The organism is Pseudomonas sp. NPDC088322 (assembly GCF_044740745.1).
Taxonomy (GTDB): Bacteria; Pseudomonadota; Gammaproteobacteria; order Pseudomonadales; family Pseudomonadaceae; genus Aquipseudomonas; species Aquipseudomonas shirazensis.
Map to the genome: position 1 here is coordinate 278,538 of NZ_JBIURK010000003.1, position 14,832 is coordinate 293,369.

The 14,832-nt window shown below is 63.5% G+C and carries 14 protein-coding genes and 1 pseudogene; 12 read left to right on the plus strand and 3 right to left on the minus strand.

Annotated features, from left to right (window positions below; all coding sequences use genetic code 11):
* Positions 1–12 precede the first annotated feature (12 nt).
* Positions 13–780: a phasin family protein gene (locus tag ACIOAU_RS08865; protein ID WP_401181414.1), complete on the minus strand. Its 768-nt coding sequence runs from the start codon at positions 778–780 to the stop codon at positions 13–15.
* A gap of 10 nt (positions 781–790) precedes the next feature.
* Positions 791–1,210, minus strand: a complete 420-nt coding sequence (locus ACIOAU_RS08870) for a phasin family protein (protein ID WP_101322926.1) — start codon at positions 1,208–1,210, stop codon at positions 791–793.
* A 200-nt stretch (positions 1,211–1,410) separates the two neighbouring features.
* Between ACIOAU_RS08870 and ACIOAU_RS08875 the strand changes: the two genes are divergently transcribed.
* Positions 1,411–6,141: a hypothetical protein gene (locus tag ACIOAU_RS08875; protein WP_401181417.1), complete on the plus strand. Its 4,731-nt coding sequence runs from the start codon at positions 1,411–1,413 to the stop codon at positions 6,139–6,141.
* 98 nt (positions 6,142–6,239) lie between these two features.
* Here the strand turns inward: ACIOAU_RS08875 and ACIOAU_RS08880 are convergent, their stop codons facing one another.
* Complete coding sequence (locus ACIOAU_RS08880; protein WP_101315693.1) at positions 6,240–6,515, minus strand: polyhydroxyalkanoic acid system family protein; 276 nt, start codon at positions 6,513–6,515, stop codon at positions 6,240–6,242.
* Positions 6,516–6,639: 124 nt separating this feature from the next.
* Between ACIOAU_RS08880 and ubiE the strand changes: the two genes are divergently transcribed.
* From ubiE to ACIOAU_RS08935, 11 genes and pseudogenes are all read left to right on the plus strand, one after another.
* The gene (ubiE, locus tag ACIOAU_RS08885) at positions 6,640–7,410 is read left to right on the plus strand and encodes a bifunctional demethylmenaquinone methyltransferase/2-methoxy-6-polyprenyl-1,4-benzoquinol methylase UbiE (RefSeq protein ID WP_101315691.1); all 771 of its coding nucleotides are present in this window, start codon (positions 6,640–6,642) and stop codon (positions 7,408–7,410) included.
* Positions 7,410–8,033, plus strand: a complete 624-nt coding sequence (locus ACIOAU_RS08890) for an SCP2 domain-containing protein (protein WP_181105772.1) — start codon at positions 7,410–7,412, stop codon at positions 8,031–8,033. Before ubiE ends, ACIOAU_RS08890 begins: the two co-directional genes overlap by 1 nt.
* Positions 8,030–9,640: a ubiquinone biosynthesis regulatory protein kinase UbiB gene (gene ubiB, locus ACIOAU_RS08895; RefSeq protein ID WP_101315687.1), complete on the plus strand. Its 1,611-nt coding sequence runs from the start codon at positions 8,030–8,032 to the stop codon at positions 9,638–9,640. The genes ACIOAU_RS08890 and ubiB overlap by 4 nt, the downstream gene beginning before the upstream one ends.
* A 73-nt stretch (positions 9,641–9,713) precedes the next feature.
* On the plus strand, positions 9,714–10,106 hold the full coding sequence (gene hisI, locus ACIOAU_RS08900; RefSeq protein ID WP_101315685.1) for a phosphoribosyl-AMP cyclohydrolase: 393 nt from the start codon (positions 9,714–9,716) through the stop codon (positions 10,104–10,106).
* Position 10,107: 1 nt separating this feature from the next.
* Positions 10,108–10,443, plus strand: coding sequence for a phosphoribosyl-ATP diphosphatase (locus ACIOAU_RS08905; protein ID WP_101315683.1), 336 nt, complete (start codon positions 10,108–10,110; stop codon positions 10,441–10,443).
* Between the two features lie 124 nt (positions 10,444–10,567).
* On the plus strand, positions 10,568–10,852 hold the full coding sequence (locus ACIOAU_RS08910) for a twin-arginine translocase TatA/TatE family subunit (RefSeq protein WP_101315681.1): 285 nt from the start codon (positions 10,568–10,570) through the stop codon (positions 10,850–10,852).
* Positions 10,853–10,855: 3 nt separating this feature from the next.
* A complete protein-coding gene (tatB, locus tag ACIOAU_RS08915; protein WP_401181424.1) occupies positions 10,856–11,272 on the plus strand; it encodes a Sec-independent protein translocase protein TatB in 417 nt (138 codons plus the stop codon).
* Positions 11,269–12,060 (plus strand): twin-arginine translocase subunit TatC, encoded by a 792-nt coding sequence (gene tatC, locus ACIOAU_RS08920; RefSeq protein WP_101315677.1) that lies wholly within the window; start codon positions 11,269–11,271, stop codon positions 12,058–12,060. The genes tatB and tatC overlap by 4 nt, the downstream gene beginning before the upstream one ends.
* A complete protein-coding gene (locus ACIOAU_RS08925; RefSeq protein WP_101315675.1) occupies positions 12,057–12,764 on the plus strand; it encodes a 16S rRNA (uracil(1498)-N(3))-methyltransferase in 708 nt (235 codons plus the stop codon). The genes tatC and ACIOAU_RS08925 overlap by 4 nt, the downstream gene beginning before the upstream one ends.
* A 133-nt stretch (positions 12,765–12,897) precedes the next feature.
* Positions 12,898–13,926, plus strand: a pseudogene (locus ACIOAU_RS08930) (methyl-accepting chemotaxis protein); the annotation flags it as partial.
* 141 nt (positions 13,927–14,067) lie between these two features.
* The gene (locus ACIOAU_RS08935; RefSeq protein ID WP_401181846.1) at positions 14,068–14,781 is read left to right on the plus strand and encodes a methyl-accepting chemotaxis protein; all 714 of its coding nucleotides are present in this window, start codon (positions 14,068–14,070) and stop codon (positions 14,779–14,781) included.
* Positions 14,782–14,832 lie beyond the last annotated feature (51 nt).

The window sequence follows — 14,832 nt, forward strand, 5'->3', positions numbered from 1 at the left end:
GACGACGCGTTATCAGATCAGGGTATCGGTACCCGTTGGTGCCGACGGCGTGCTGCTGCCCGGAGCCGCGGCAGATGCGGGTGCTGCGGTAGCGGCCGGAGCGGCCGGAGCGGCGCTGGCTGCCGGTTTGGCCGGCGCTTTCTTCGGCGCAGGCTTCTTCGCTGCCGCTGCCTTGGCCGCTGCCGGTTTCGCCGCAGGCTTGGCAGCTACAGACTTGGCCGCCGGCTTGGCTACAGGCTTGGCCGCTGCGGTTTTAGCCGCTGGTTTGGCGGCTGCCGTTTTGCCTGCAGGCTTGGCGCCGGCGGTTTTGGCGGCTGCTTTGGCCAACGGTTTTGCAGCAGATTTGCTCGCGGCCGCCTTGGACACCGGCGTCACCGACGCGCCAGTCAGCTTCTCGATCTGCTTGGTCAGCGTGTCGACCTGCTGGTGCAGCGCCTTGATCTCGTTGCGGCTCGGTACACCGAGGCGCGAGATAGCACTGTTGAGGCGCTTGTCGAAGGCTTCTTCCAACTCGCCCCACTTGCCCAGCGCGCGCTCCTTGACGTCGGCAACGCGCGAAGAGGTTGCCGACTTGGCTTCATCAGCCGCCGAATCAACGGTCTTCTTCGCCTGCTTCTCGGCTTTTTCGCCGTCCTTGACCAACGAATCAAACAGCTTGGGGCCGTCCTGATCGACCTTGGAGTAGATACCCAGGCCAGCCAACCAGATCTTGCGGGAGTACTTCTCGATTCCGCCGATCCAGGAGCCGCCTTCTTTATCGATATTCTTCTTGCCAGCCATCCTGCTCTCCTTATGGTTTGCGCGCGACACGCTCGAGCAACTCGTGGAGTTGTTCCAACTTGATGGACAACGCCTCAACGTCATGTTTAGACGGAATGCCGAGGCGATTCAAGCCACGCGCGACACGCGCATCAAAAGCTTTTTCAATTTTGTCGAGTTGAACTTCAACCTTGCCACGTACGCGGCTGACTTCTTCACCGGCTTCATCGATCTGCTCGTTGGCGGCATCGAGCTTTTTGTCGATGACTTTCTTGCCACGCTTCTCGACGCCTTCGCCAGCCTTGACCAGCTCCTTGAAGTAGTCGGTGCTCTCCTGGCCGACTCGGGCATAGGCGCCCAGGCCTGCCAGCCAGACTCTGCGCGCATAGTTACGCACTTCGTCCAGCGTGCCTTGGGCGTCGTCTTTTTTCTTCAGATTGATCTTGGCCATGCTCTGCACCTCTCGCTCATAGGGGATGGAGGAACTGCCCACGGACTTCGGGCTTGAGCACAACGGTATGCAGAAAAATTAGAATTCTCACCCTAAGCGACGCAACCGCAACGACCAGGCCCACGTTTGATGTATTTACCGCAGGCCACCACGGCCGCTGACCTAGCGTACAAGCTCCTTTCGCACTGGAGACCTGTACCATGCCGCTTGCCGCCCCAACGCCCGTCGCTTCGATCCAACGCCTCGTCGCGGCGCGCTTCGCCAACCGCCCCAGCCTGCGCCAGGTCATTGCCCACGAAGGCCTGGAGACGCTTGCCAGGCGCTATCCGTGGATTCGTACCAGCTACCCTCAGCTCGAATCGCTCGAAGGCTTCGGCATTATCCACGCCCAAGCCCCCGGCGCAGGGCCTGGGCAAAGCCCGCTGGTCGACACGCTGATCGCCCATCTGCTCAGCGGAAAGCGCATGGCGTTGGCGCCGACCGATCAGCTCAGCCTGGCAACGGGACAGGTGTTTCACCCGCAGCAAGCCGGGCCAGGCCAGCCAGAGATCGATCTGCGCATGGCCGACCTCAACCAGGATTTCGACGCCCTGCTGGCCTGCGTGATCGACAGTTTCCAGCAAGCCCAGATCGGCTTCTGGAACGCCCGCGAAGGCGATTCGGAAATCTCCGCTCTGCGCTGGATGCAACAGTTATTGAAAGCAAACCTGCTGGCCAACATCCAGCGCCAGGGCCTCGGCGACGCCGAGAAGAGCGTGCTGTACGGCTTGCTCGAGGGCCGCAGCGATGGCCTGGTGTGCCATGCCCTGCAGGTCAGGCTGAACAGCGCGGGGGTCGAGCACTGCCTCTCACTCAGCAGCACGTTGCTCTGTGCACGCCACGCCGATCGTGACTTGCTGCTCTGGTGCAAGCCCACCGGCACCGTGCACGGTTACCACGACCTGTCCGCCCTCGCCTGCGCCCTGCGCGACGAATTGGCACAGCGGTATCACTTCGAATCGATGGTGTGGGCGAAGGCGCCGCTGGAGGAGGATACGTTCGCACATCAGGCCCGCCAGCTGCTCAATGGCATCCTCGATGAGATTGGCCGCCTGCGACTGGCCGATATCGCTACCCCGCGTGAACTTGAAGCGGCGCTGAGCCTGCTCAGTGACCCTGCGGCCGGCTTTCTCGATCAGCCGTGGCCGCCAGCGGCCCAACCCAACATCGAAGTACCGGGCTGGCTGGCCCAGGCCAGCGCGGGCGATCGTTTCCAGTACCAGACGGCCATGCTCCAGTTAGCCGCCAGCCAAGCCTTGGCCAAAGGCGAGACCTCGTGGGGTGATATCGAAGACCTCAACCAATACGCCTCACGCTGCCTGCGTGAACAGATGCACGCGGATCATCCCCAGGGGAGGCTGTTACAGCCAGACCAGGTGCTGGCGAGCATTGCCCAAAGGGTGCAGACCTCTTCGCTGACCTTCGATCTTCAATACCTCAGAACCGAGTCGCTCACCGCGCTGGCCATTACCCGCCTGCAGGTCGGCGAGCATGAAGCGGTGACCGGCATTCTTCTGGCCGACGGCTCGCAACCGCCTCAATGGCTGACTCCTGAGTATGTCGACAGGTTGATACGGACAGTCGACATCGGCGGGCGCTACCCGGGGTACGTCAATGCCGCGCTGCAGGATGCCCGCAACACGGCCCACCGGGTGCGGCTGCACGCCCGCGAATGGCGCAGCCATCTGCTGCTCGGAGCCCTCCAGGCGAAGATCGCTGGCCAGTTGCGGGACCGCAGCTGGCAGGCGTTGGCCGATTTCTGTGACCGGCCCGGGGATCGCTCCAGCGTCCACGCCATGGCCCCGCTGGCGTTTCTCTGTGCGCCGCAAGCGGCTGCGGCCAATGAGGTCCAGGGCATGTTCCTGATCCGGCTCCAGGCGAACGGGCCCTGGGTGCTTTACCGGGCGCTTTGCAACGAGCAGGTCGTACGCGAATTCGACGACCTCGAGCAACTGATGGACAGCGTTCTCGCCGATCAGCCCCTGCAGCAAGACATGCTGGACTGGATGGACGACGACGCTCGCGCGATCTATGAAGACGGTGGTTTCCAGCGACCGCACCTGCACCGCAATCTGTCTGAACTGGCGCACCTGCTGGCCCCTGCAGACATGCTGGATGCACTGCTGAGTCGATTGCGCCAGCCGGCAAGGGTGCGCTTCAGCGCCTGGCAGGGCGATCTTGACCAGCACATGTTCCAGGCCCGCGGCAAGGCCCTGCTGGTGCTGGCGTCCAGGCAAAGCGTCTCCAACGCTCAACAACGCTGGGCACTGATCAGTCAACTGGCCTGGCTGGCCTTCAACACGGTCGCATCGGTGCTACGCGGTCCAGCCGCGTCAGTGGCCTGGCTGATCATCAGCCTGGCGGCACTCAAGGATGACCTCGCCGCGCTGGAGCGGGGTACGCCTGAAGAGAAGGCCCTGGCTGTCACTGACGTGCTGACCAACCTGGCCATGCTGCTGGTTCACGGTCATGCCAGCGGGGCGCAACCGGACACACTGTCCACACCCCTCAAGCCACGTCTCGAAGGGCCCAGACCGCACGAACCCGGCGCCACGCTCAACCGTGAGGAACCCTCTCCGGCGCCCTGGCAGGAACCCGTCGAACAAGGCCGTCCGGCACCTTTGCGGGTGAGTGGTTGGCAGGGTCGGCAAGGCCTTGGCCATTTGACCGCGGCGCAACGTGAGACGCTGGCCGGCCTGCGCGCAAGGATCTCCCTCGCCGGGCACAGCGCCCAGCCGCACGGCCGCCTGCGCGGCCTGTTCAAGGTGAATGAACGTCACTATGTGGTGCTCGACCACGAGCCCTACGAAGTCCAGGAGACCTTTGCCGGTGTCCGCATCGTCGGCCCCGAGCAGAACCAGAGTGAGTGGTCGGGACAGTGGGGCGGCGCGCCGGACGGTTACTACCTGCCTGATCGAGAACGTGCCCAGGGCCCCTGGATCACCCGCTGGAACGGCGAGTGGCGGCTCGACCTGAGGCTGGCCGGCGGGATGCCGAAAAGCAGGCGCCAGGCGGTCGCAGAGAAAGTGGACCATTTCAACGCGCTGCAGCAGCGTCGCCGCAACAACGACAGCGAGCTGACCAAGCTGGCACCGCTCGCAGAACGCAATGCGCAGTTGCTCAGCGCCTATGATCAAGAAGCCGCAGCTTTTCGAAGCGACATGGAAAAACTGCCGCCTGATGCGCGCGCAGCGCTCCCGGATGATCTGCGTATCCGTCTGGAAAACCTGCATGGGCAGCGCAAGCAACACCGCCCCATCCTCGGAATAATGGCCTCCATTTTCGAGAAACAGTCCGTGCTGATCGAGTCCAATATTGCGCTTTTCACTGAACTCGGCGAACCGCAGTACCAGCGCATGGACCCTGAGGCTCGCGCCCGTCGGGCCCTCAATCAATGGTATGAGCAATCCATAAACAACGATCAGTACCTTTATCATCGGTTACTGGAGCTGACCGATTACGACTCTCTCAGTCAGCAATCACGGGAGCTCGCACGCCTTCCTGTCGAGCCAGCAGAGATCGAATTAGCCACCACGTTTCGCCGCACTGTCGCCGAGGCCCTCACCACCCACCAGCGTATGCTCACCGTCAGCGAAAGGCTCGACGCCAACATCCGCATGATCTACGCCGACCACCGAATCCAGTTCGAGAACCAGCAGGAAAAGATGAGCAAGGCGGTTGCGTATCGCACCTATTCGACCCTCATGGTGCGTGGACAGATCTTCAGCGATCTCGCCCAGTTGGTGATCGACAGGACGCGTCTGGAGCCCGAGAGTTTTGAAGCAGTGCTGCGCCTGCAGGCGGGTCTTCGCAGCAGTGACTTTCATCAGGCCATGCTCAGCCATGACAGCCTCGAAGGCACCGCCCTGGAACCCGCGGAGAGGGTGGAGGTGCTGGACAACGCATTGCGCGAATACCGCGCCTCGCTGGGCAAGGCCCACGAACTGTTGTCGCTCGACGAGCCTGCGGTGGACAAGCCCAGGGTCGAGGACTACATCCGCGAGCTTTCCCAACTGGAAGCACTGACCGTCGAGCAATTGAGCAACACCCTGCGCGACAACGACAGTGGCGCCACGCCGCCAGTTGTGCCGATGACCCACAGGGAACGACCGGGCAACCGTCGTTTGATCCGCACCGCTCGCGGCAAGCCGCTGCTCGCCGAGCAAAACGATCAAGGAACGCTTGCAGTCCAGCATGATCCGCTCACCGACCAGGCAGTCAGCCACTACGAGCAGCGTGACGGCCAATGGGCCGAGGCGGCCAAAGCCGCGCCGACCCCGCCCGGTAACGCCTACCTGCGCCGTGTTGGCTCAAGCCTGCTGGCGCGCAAGGACGCCAGGCTCGCACTGGCCGCCCGCTACCTGAACGAGCCCAACAGCCTCGCCGACCTGCTGGACTGGCACATCCAGGACATGGACGGCATTGCCACGCAGCTTGAAGCCGGCCAGGAGCAGGCGCTTGCCACCCAACTGCGTGAGGCCATCGGGCAAATGCAAAGTGAAAAGCGCCGCCTGCTGACGCAGGCCTACCTTGATACCCGCCACCCTGACAGCCAGGCGTTGCACTTTCTGGTGGCGCAAGGCGAGGTACAGATCCAACGCGTGCCGACCACGCTGCGTAAACGGCTCAAGGACAAGGATTACCTGGATGTCTACGCCATCAACCGCACGATGCCGCACCAGCAGCTATGGGAAGCGCACTTCCATTACTCCAGCGCACAAGCCGCGCCACGCGCGTTTGCCAAAGGCCACCTGAAGTTCTGGGAGCCACGCGCGATGAGCCGGGAAGAACAACTGCAGCGCACAGTCAACCCGGCGGAGCGGGTGCGCATCTACCGCGGGGATCTACGCCTGGAGCAGATCGAAGACCTGTTCCCGTTTTCCGCCCCCTAGCACGCCTTACTGAGCGTAGCGGTACTGGGACGGCTGCGCAGCCCATCGCGATGCAAGGCCGCTCCCACAGAGGCGGCACATGCCTCAAGACTGGAGGCTCAGGCCAGGGCCTTGTCCAATGCCCGTTCGATCTCGCCCTTGATGGTGCCGCTCATCATCGACATCATCATGCCCAGCTTCAATTGAACGCGGATCAGGTCGTCGCCGATTTCGACGCTGCCCTTGGCGCCGCTGCGCGAAACTTCGACCCGATCACCCTGCCAGTTGGCTTCCAGGCCATATTCGCGGGTCAGTTTGTCGACCAGCGCCTCGGCCTTGGCGCGGGCGGCTTCGCGGCCGAGGGCGTGTTTGCGTTCAACGCTGATCTGGGTCATGCGGGCAATCCTGGATATAAAGACAATGGCGCCATTATGCCCGCCCCTGCCCGAGGGCACACCCCGCCAAGACAAATCCGCCCATTGCCCCTAGAATGGCGATACTTTTTTCCGGTGATGCGATATGAACGACCAGCGCAAAGGCGAACACGCCGAACCCACCACTCATTTCGGCTACAAAGATGTGCCAGAAAGCCAGAAAGCGAAGAAAGTCGCCGAGGTTTTCCACTCCGTAGCCGCCAAATACGACCTGATGAACGACGTGCTATCGGGCGGCATGCACCGCCTGTGGAAGCGCTTCACCATCGAGCTGTCCGGTGTGCGCAGTGGCAACCGGGTGCTGGATATCGCCGGTGGCACAGGTGATCTGGCAGCCAAGTTCTCGCGCCTGGTCGGCCCTACTGGCCAGGTCGTGCTGGCCGACATCAACGAGTCGATGCTCAAGGTCGGCCGTGACCGTCTGCTCGACCGTGGCGTGGCCGGCAACATCGAATTCGTCCAGGCCGACGCGGAAAAGCTGCCGTTCCCGGACAACCACTTCGACTGCGTGACCATCGCCTTCGGCCTGCGCAACGTCACTCACAAGGACGATGCCATCCGCTCCATGCTGCGCGTACTCAAGCCCGGTGGTCGCCTGCTGGTGCTGGAGTTCTCCAAGCCGACCAGCAAGCTGATGTCCAAGGCCTACGACGCCTACTCGTTCGCCTTCATGCCGCTGGCCGGCAAGCTGATCACCAATGACTCGGAAAGCTACCGTTACCTGGCCGAGTCGATCCGCATGCACCCCGATCAGGAAACGCTGAAGGCGATGATGGTCGATGCCGGTTTCGACCGCGTCACCTATCACAACATGACCAGCGGTATCGTCGCCGTGCACCGGGGGATCAAACCCTGATGTTGCTGGCCGGGCTGCTCGCCAGCGTCGAGCATGGCCTCAACCGCGTCCTGCGTCTGGACAGTACGGCCTTGCCGCGGCTGGCCGCGCTGGAAGGCAAGGTGATCGCCATCGACTGTCTGCAGCCGGCCCTGCAGCTGTACATCCTGCCCGATGAAGATGGCCTGTTGCTGGCTGCGCATTGGGAAAGCGAGGCCGACTGCACCCTGCGCGCACCGGCCAGTAGCCTGGTCCAGTTGGCCCTGGCCAAGGACAAGACCGCTGTACTGCACAGCCCGCAGGTGCAGCTGCACGGCGACAGCGCCGTGTTGCTCGACCTGGTGGCCGTGCTGCAAGACCTTGAGCTGGACTGGGAGTACGAGCTGTCGCGTTGGCTGGGCCCGGTGCCCACCGCCCTGCTCGCCGGCCACCTGCGCCTGCGTGCACGCTGGACCCGGCAGGGCCTGGCGCGCTTCAGCCAGAACCTCTCCGAGTACCTTGCCGAAGAATCCCGTACCCTGGTCGGCCGCCGCGAAGCCGAGGCCGCATTCAGCGAGCTCGACCGCGTCAAGGTCGATGTCGAACGCCTCGAGGCGCGCATCCGCCGCCTTGCCCGATCCCTTGATACCAGCGATAACGCATGAAGTTGCTCGCCGTCCGCCGCCTGTTTCGTATCCAGCGTGTAGTGATTCGCTACCGCCTCGATGACATTCTGTTCGAGCAACCGCTGCCCTGGTGGCTGATGAGCCTGCGTTTGCTCATGCCCTGGCGCTGGCTGCCGCGCAAGCCCTCGCCGCTCAGCCGAGGCGCACGGGTGCGCCTGGCGCTGCAGGACCTGGGGCCGATCTTCATCAAGTTCGGCCAGTTGCTGTCGACCCGCCGCGATCTGCTGCCAAGCGACGTCGCCGACGAGCTGATGTTGCTGCAGGACCGCGTACCGCCATTCGACCCGCAACAGGCAGTGGCGCTGATCGAAGCGCAACTGGGCGCCAAGGTCAGCGAAGTGTTCAGCCGCTTCGACGTCGAGCCACTGGCCTCGGCCTCGGTCGCCCAGGTCCATAGCGCACGCCTGAAGACCGGCGAAGAGGTAGTGGTCAAGGTGGTGCGCCCTGGCCTCAAGCCGATCATCGCCCAGGACCTGGCCTGGCTGTTCCTGATCGCCAAGGGCGCCGAGCGGTTGTCCGCCGATGCCCGCCGCCTGCACCCGGTGGAAGTGGTCGGCGACTACGAAAAAACTATTTATGACGAGCTCGACCTGCTCCGCGAGGCGGCCAACTCGAGCCAGCTGCGGCGCAACTTCGAAGGCTCCGATCTGATGTACGTGCCGCAAGTGTATTGGGACCTGTGCCGGCCCAAGGTGCTGGTGATGGAGCGCATCTATGGCGTGCCGGTCACCGACATGGTGGCCCTGGCCGACCAGCGCACCGACATGAAGCTGCTGGCCGAGCGTGGCGTCGAGGTGTTCTTCACCCAGGTGTTCCGCGACAGTTTCTTCCATGCCGACATGCACCCAGGCAACATCTTCGTCAGCACGGTCAAGCCATGGAGCCCGCAGTACATCGCCATCGACTGCGGGATCGTCGGCAGCCTCACCGCCGAAGACCAGGACTACCTGGCGCGCAACCTGATCGCCTTCTTCCGCCGTGATTATCGCCGTGTAGCAGAGCTGCACATCGACTCCGGCTGGGTCCCGGCGCATACCAAGGTCAATGAATTCGAAGCCGCGATCCGCACCGTGTGCGAGCCGATCTTCGAGAAGCCGCTGAAGGACATCTCGTTTGGCCAGGTGCTGATGCGCCTGTTCCAGACCGCGCGGCGCTTCAACATGGAAGTCCAGCCGCAACTGGTCCTGCTGCAAAAGACTCTGCTCAACATCGAAGGCCTGGGCCGTCAGCTGTACCCGGATCTGGACTTGTGGAGCACGGCCAAGCCGTTTCTGGAGCGCTGGATGCGCGAGCGCATGAGCCCCAAGGCGGTACTGGGCAATATCTACAGTCAGGCCGAGCAACTGCCGCACCTGGCCGACATGACCCGCGACCTGCTCGAGCGCCTGTCGCAACCGCACCTGCACGACCCGCAGATGCCCCAGCGCCGTCGTAACGGTGATCAATGGGCGCTGCGCCTGCTCGGTGCCGGCCTGCTCGCTGGTGGCGCCATCCTTGCCACGGGCGCCGTCAGCCTGGGTGCGCCAGCGGCGTGGCCGGCCTGGCTGATGCTCAGCGCCGGGCTGTACCTGGTGGTACGCCGATAGCCAGCCACGCTGCTGGCTGGCACACTAATGCAACAGGCCCGATAGCGAAGCGGGCCCGGTTTTGGAGTCGACGATGAAAGACTGGCTGGACGAGATCAAGTGGGACAGCGATGGCCTGGTGCCGGCAATTGCCCAGGACCATAAAAGCGGTCGGGTGCTGATGATGGCCTGGATGAACCGCGAAGCGCTGGCTCTGACGGCCGCCGAAAACCGTGCTATCTACTGGTCGCGCTCGCGTGGCAAGCTGTGGCGCAAGGGTGAGGAGTCCGGCCATGTGCAGAAGCTGCACGAGATGCGCCTAGACTGCGACGCCGATGTGATCATTCTGATGGTCGAGCAGCTGGGCCAGATCGCTTGCCACACCGGCCGCGAAAGCTGCTTCTACCGCGTCTTCGAAAATGGCCAATGGGTCAGCGTCGACCCGGTTTTGAAAGATCCCGATGCAATTTACCGCGCAGGCCACTGACATGAGCGATACCCTGACCCGTCTTGCCGAAGTACTGGAGGCCCGCAAAGGCGCGGCCCCGGACAGCTCCTACGTTGCCAGCCTCTATCACAAGGGTTTGAACAAGATCCTCGAGAAGGTCGGTGAAGAGTCGGTCGAGACCATTATTGCTGCCAAGGACGCTGCGCACAGCGGCGACTGCAGTGATGTCATCTACGAAACGGCTGACTTGTGGTTCCATAGCCTGGTGATGCTTTCGGCACTGGGGCAACATCCGCAGGCGGTGCTGGATGAACTGGACCGCCGCTTTGGTTTGTCCGGGCATGATGAGAAGGCAGCGCGGCAGCCTTCGGCCTGATAGTGATGCACTGATTGATGGGGCTGCCTTGCAGCCTGTTCCGACCGATCCGGCGCCCCGGCAAGGCCGCTCCTGTACAAGGAGCGTATTGGCGAAGCCGACACACCTTTTTCAGGAGTACAAAATGGGTATTTTTGACTGGAAACACTGGATCGTCCTGCTGGTCGTGGTGGTCCTGGTGTTCGGCACCAAGAAGCTGAAAAACTTCGGCGGTGACCTCGGTGAGTCGATCAAGGGCTTTCGCAAGGCCATGAGCGATGAAGAGCACAAACCTGCCGAGCAGACCCCGCCGCCGGTGCAGCCAGTGCCGCCAACCCAACAGCCGCATACCACAGCGCCGCTGACTCAACCGCACACCACCCTCGAGGGCCAGGCCCAGCCGGTCCAAGAGCAGCAGCGGAAAGACTGACCCATGTTCGGCATCAGCTTCAGCGAGTTGCTGCTCGTCGGCTTGGTCGCCCTGGTGGTGCTCGGCCCCGAGCGCCTGCCCGGCGCCGCGCGTACGGCGGGGCTGTGGATCGGCCGGCTCAAGCGCAGCTTCAACAGCATCAAGATGGAAGTCGAGCGCGAAATCGGCGCCGACGACATCCGCCGTCAGCTGCACAACGAGCACATCCTGTCGATGGAGCAGGAGGCCCGGCGCATTCTCAACCCACAGGCAGAGCCACCCAAGCCAGCCCAACCGCCGGTAGACGCTGGCGCGCCGATCGTGCCGCTGGCAGAGCCACCAGCCACCGTGCAGGCCCCTACTGCAGTGCCCGCCGAGCCGAGCACGCCTGTTGCCCCGGCCGCCATCCCTGAGCCGCCCCAGACGCCACGAGCCCCATGAGCGATAGACCGGACCACGACCAGCCGATGCCGCTGGTCTCGCACCTGACCGAACTGCGGACACGCCTGCTGCGCTGTATCGCGGTGATCTTCCTGATCTTTGCCGGGCTGTTCTCATTTGCCCAGCAGATCTACACCCTGGTCTCGGCGCCGCTGCGCGACCACCTGCCTGCCAACGCGACGATGATCGCCACTGACGTGGCCTCGCCGTTCCTGACGCCGTTCAAGCTGACCATGATCGTTTCGCTGTTCCTGGCGATCCCGGTGATCCTCCACCAGATCTGGGGTTTCATCGCACCGGGCCTGTATCGCCATGAGAAACGCATAGCGATCCCGCTGCTGGTCTCGAGCATCGTGCTGTTCTATGCCGGCATGGCTTTCGCCTACTTCCTGGTATTCCCGCTGATCTTCGGCTTCTTCGCCAGCGCCACCCCGGAAGGGGTGTCGATGATGACCGACATCGCCAGCTACCTCGACTTCGTCATGACCTTGTTCTTCGCCTTTGGCGTGGCCTTCGAGATCCCGGTGGCGGTGGTGTTGCTGGTGTGGATCGGCGTGGTCGACGTCAAATACCTGCGCAAGATCCGCCCCTACGTGATCATCGGTTGCTTCGTGGTCGGCATGGTCCTGACTCCGCCGGATATCTTTTCGCAGACCCTGCTGGCCGTACCGATGTGGTTGCTGTTCGAAATCGGCGTGCTCTGTGGTGGCCTGATCCGCAAGCGTGGCCCGCTCGATGAACCCGCTGCCGACGATCCGGAAGACCAGCCGCCAGCGACCCAGCCATGAACCTGCTGCTGCTTGAACAGGCCGACTTCATCGCGGCCGACCGCGTCGTGCTGGCTGATCGGCGCTTCACCCACATGCAGGAGATTCATCGCGTTGCAGTGGGCGACAACCTGCGCGTGGGTCAGATAAACGGGCTGATGGGGCAAGCCAGCGTGGTTCGCCTGGAGGGGCACGAAGCGGAGCTGCAGGTCAGCTTTGATCAGCAGCCACCGGCCAAGCTGCCGTTGACCCTGATCCTCGCCGTACCGCGGCCGAAGATGCTCCGCCGGCTGTTCCAGACCATCGCCACCCTCGGCGTGCCACGGCTGATCCTGCTCAACAGCTACAAGGTCGAGAAGAGCTTCTGGCAAACGCCGTTTCTCACCCCCGAGGCAATCCGCGAAAACCTTATCCTCGGCCTGGAACAGGCGCGCGACACGGTGCTGCCGGAAATCATCATCGAGAAGCGCTTCAAGCCGTTCGTCGAAGACCGGCTACCGGCCATCGCCGCCGACACCTTGGGTCTGGTTGGCCACCCCGGCGACTACCCGGCCTGCCCTCGCGCCGTGCAGCAGCCGGTCACCCTGGCAATCGGCCCGGAAGGCGGCTGGATCCCCTATGAAGTCGACTTGCTGGCCAAGGCAGGCCTGCAACCGGTGCAGTTGGGTGCACGCATCCTGCGGGTCGAGACCGCCGTCACTGCCCTGCTCTCGCGCATTTTCTGACTGATCGGTCAGAACTTTTCCGTCAAGTTTCCCCAGCCAAGGCCGATGCCCTGAGCAGCACAAGAAAAAATCTGCAGCGCCAACGCCGGGGGAGTCGAACATGTTCCAGTGGGTTGCCCAGTCTCTGGGAAATATGAGTGTCAGCCGCAAGCTCGGCTTTGGTTTTGGCCTGGTCCTGTTGCTGACCCTGGCAATCACCTTGACCGGCTGGTCCGGCATCAACGGCGTTACCTCGCGCGGTGACACGCTGGGCAACATCTCGGTGATCCATCAGTACACCCAGGAACTGCGCATCGCTCGCCAGCAATATGAGCGTGACCGCGACGAGAAAGGCGTCGCCGCGCTGGAAACAGCCTTGGGCAACCTGGACCGTCAGGTACAACTGATGCTCGGCCAAATTGAGCAACCTGCCGACCTACAGCGCCTGGAGCAGCAACGTGAGGCGGTGCGTCAATACCAGCAAGCCTTTGCTGACATCCGCCAGGCCGGCCAGCGACGCGATGCCAGCCGCAGCGTGCTCGGCGACAGTGCCGACAAGGCCGCTGCGCTGATCAGCCAGGTCCAGCAGCGCCTGCTAGCGGCCGGCGATGTCAACCAGTACCAACACGCGGTCGAGGTCAGCGCCCTGCTGCAGCAGGCACGCTTCCAGGTGCGCGGTTACACCTACAGCGGTAAACCTGAATTCCAACAGACCGCTCTGACGGCCATCGACCAGGCCTTGGCCGTGCTCAACGCGCTGCCGACCAAGCTGCCGGCTGAATATGCCGCAGGGCTGGATGACGCCTCCACAGCGCTGGCCGCCTACCGCGATGCGGTCAATCAGTTTGCCAGTGCCCAGACCGCCGCCGCGCAGGCCCTGCAGCGCATGACCGAGCAAGGCGCTGTGCTGATCGACACCAGCAAGCAGATGAGCAGTTCGCAAACCGAGGTGCGCGACCAGGGCACCCAGCAAGCCAAGACCCTGCTCGCCGGCGCCACCGCGTTGGCCCTGTTGCTCGGCCTGATCGCGGCATGGGCCATCACCCGCCAGATTGTTGGGCCACTGCGCTACACCCTGACCGCAGCCGAACGGGTAGCCAGCGGCGACCTCAGCCAGAACCTGCAGATCGACCGCCGCGATGAACTCGGCCAGTTGCAGGCCAGCATGCAGCGCATGACCGTGAGCCTGCGCGAGTTGATCGGCGGTATCGGCGACGGCGTCACCCAGATCGCCAGTGCGGCTGAAGAGCTGTCGGCAGTCACCGAGCAGACCAGCGCCGGGGTCAATAATCAGAAGGTCGAGACCGATCAGGTCGCCACCGCCATGAACGAGATGGCCGCCACCGTGCATGAGGTTGCGCGCAACGCCGAACAGGCCTCCGAGGCGGCCCTGGCAGCCGACCAGCAGGCCCGTGAAGGTGATCGCGTGGTCGGCGAAGCCATCGCTCAGATCGAGCGTCTGGCCAGCGAGGTGAACAACTCCAGCGAAGCGATGAATCAGCTCAAGGACGAAAGCGACAAGATCGGCAGCGTGCTCGATGTGATCAAGGCAGTGGCTCAGCAGACCAACCTGCTCGCCCTCAATGCCGCCATCGAGGCCGCCCGCGCCGGTGAGGCCGGGCGCGGCTTTGCGGTAGTGGCCGACGAAGTGCGCAGCCTGGCCCAGCGCACACAGCAGTCGACCGAAGAGATCGAAGCGCTGATCGCCGGCCTGCAGAGCGGTACTCAGCGTGTAGCCAGCGTGATGGACGCCAGCCGCGACCTGACCGAGAGCAGCGTCGAGCTGACCCGCCGTGCTGGCGGTTCGCTGGAGACGATCACCCGCACGGTGTCGTCGATCCAGGCCATGAACCAGCAGATTGCCACTGCCGCCGAGCAGCAGAGCGCGGTCGCCGAAGAGATCAACCGCAGCGTGATGAACGTGCGCGATATCTCCGACCAAACCTCGGCCGCCAGTGAAGAGACCGCCAGCTCCAGCGTCGAGCTGGCGCGCCTGGGCACCCACCTGCAGGGCCTGGTGGGGCGCTTCCGGCTCTAGACGAGCAGCCGAACTGCGTGCGTCCTAGGAATTTTCCTAGGCCGCGCAGTG

Bases quoted from the DNA above. Each gene is read 5' to 3' on its own strand.
- ubiE (WP_101315691.1), top strand. From the start codon at position 6,640: ATGAACGACCAGCGCAAAGGCGAACACGCCGAACCCACCACTCATTTC.
- ubiB (WP_101315687.1), top strand. From the start codon at position 8,030: ATGAAGTTGCTCGCCGTCCGCCGCCTGTTTCGTATCCAGCGTGTAGTG.
- ACIOAU_RS08905 (WP_101315683.1), top strand. From the start codon at position 10,108: ATGAGCGATACCCTGACCCGTCTTGCCGAAGTACTGGAGGCCCGCAAA.
- ACIOAU_RS08890 (WP_181105772.1), top strand. From the start codon at position 7,410: ATGTTGCTGGCCGGGCTGCTCGCCAGCGTCGAGCATGGCCTCAACCGC.
- tatB (WP_401181424.1), top strand. From the start codon at position 10,856: ATGTTCGGCATCAGCTTCAGCGAGTTGCTGCTCGTCGGCTTGGTCGCC.
- ACIOAU_RS08925 (WP_101315675.1), top strand. From the start codon at position 12,057: ATGAACCTGCTGCTGCTTGAACAGGCCGACTTCATCGCGGCCGACCGC.
- ACIOAU_RS08875 (WP_401181417.1), top strand. From the start codon at position 1,411: ATGCCGCTTGCCGCCCCAACGCCCGTCGCTTCGATCCAACGCCTCGTC.
- ACIOAU_RS08935 (WP_401181846.1), top strand. From the start codon at position 14,068: ATGAACGAGATGGCCGCCACCGTGCATGAGGTTGCGCGCAACGCCGAA.
- hisI (WP_101315685.1), top strand. From the start codon at position 9,714: ATGAAAGACTGGCTGGACGAGATCAAGTGGGACAGCGATGGCCTGGTG.
- ACIOAU_RS08865 (WP_401181414.1), bottom strand. From the start codon at position 780: ATGGCTGGCAAGAAGAATATCGATAAAGAAGGCGGCTCCTGGATCGGC.
- tatC (WP_101315677.1), top strand. From the start codon at position 11,269: ATGAGCGATAGACCGGACCACGACCAGCCGATGCCGCTGGTCTCGCAC.
- ACIOAU_RS08910 (WP_101315681.1), top strand. From the start codon at position 10,568: ATGGGTATTTTTGACTGGAAACACTGGATCGTCCTGCTGGTCGTGGTG.
- ACIOAU_RS08880 (WP_101315693.1), bottom strand. From the start codon at position 6,515: ATGACCCAGATCAGCGTTGAACGCAAACACGCCCTCGGCCGCGAAGCC.
- ACIOAU_RS08870 (WP_101322926.1), bottom strand. From the start codon at position 1,210: ATGGCCAAGATCAATCTGAAGAAAAAAGACGACGCCCAAGGCACGCTG.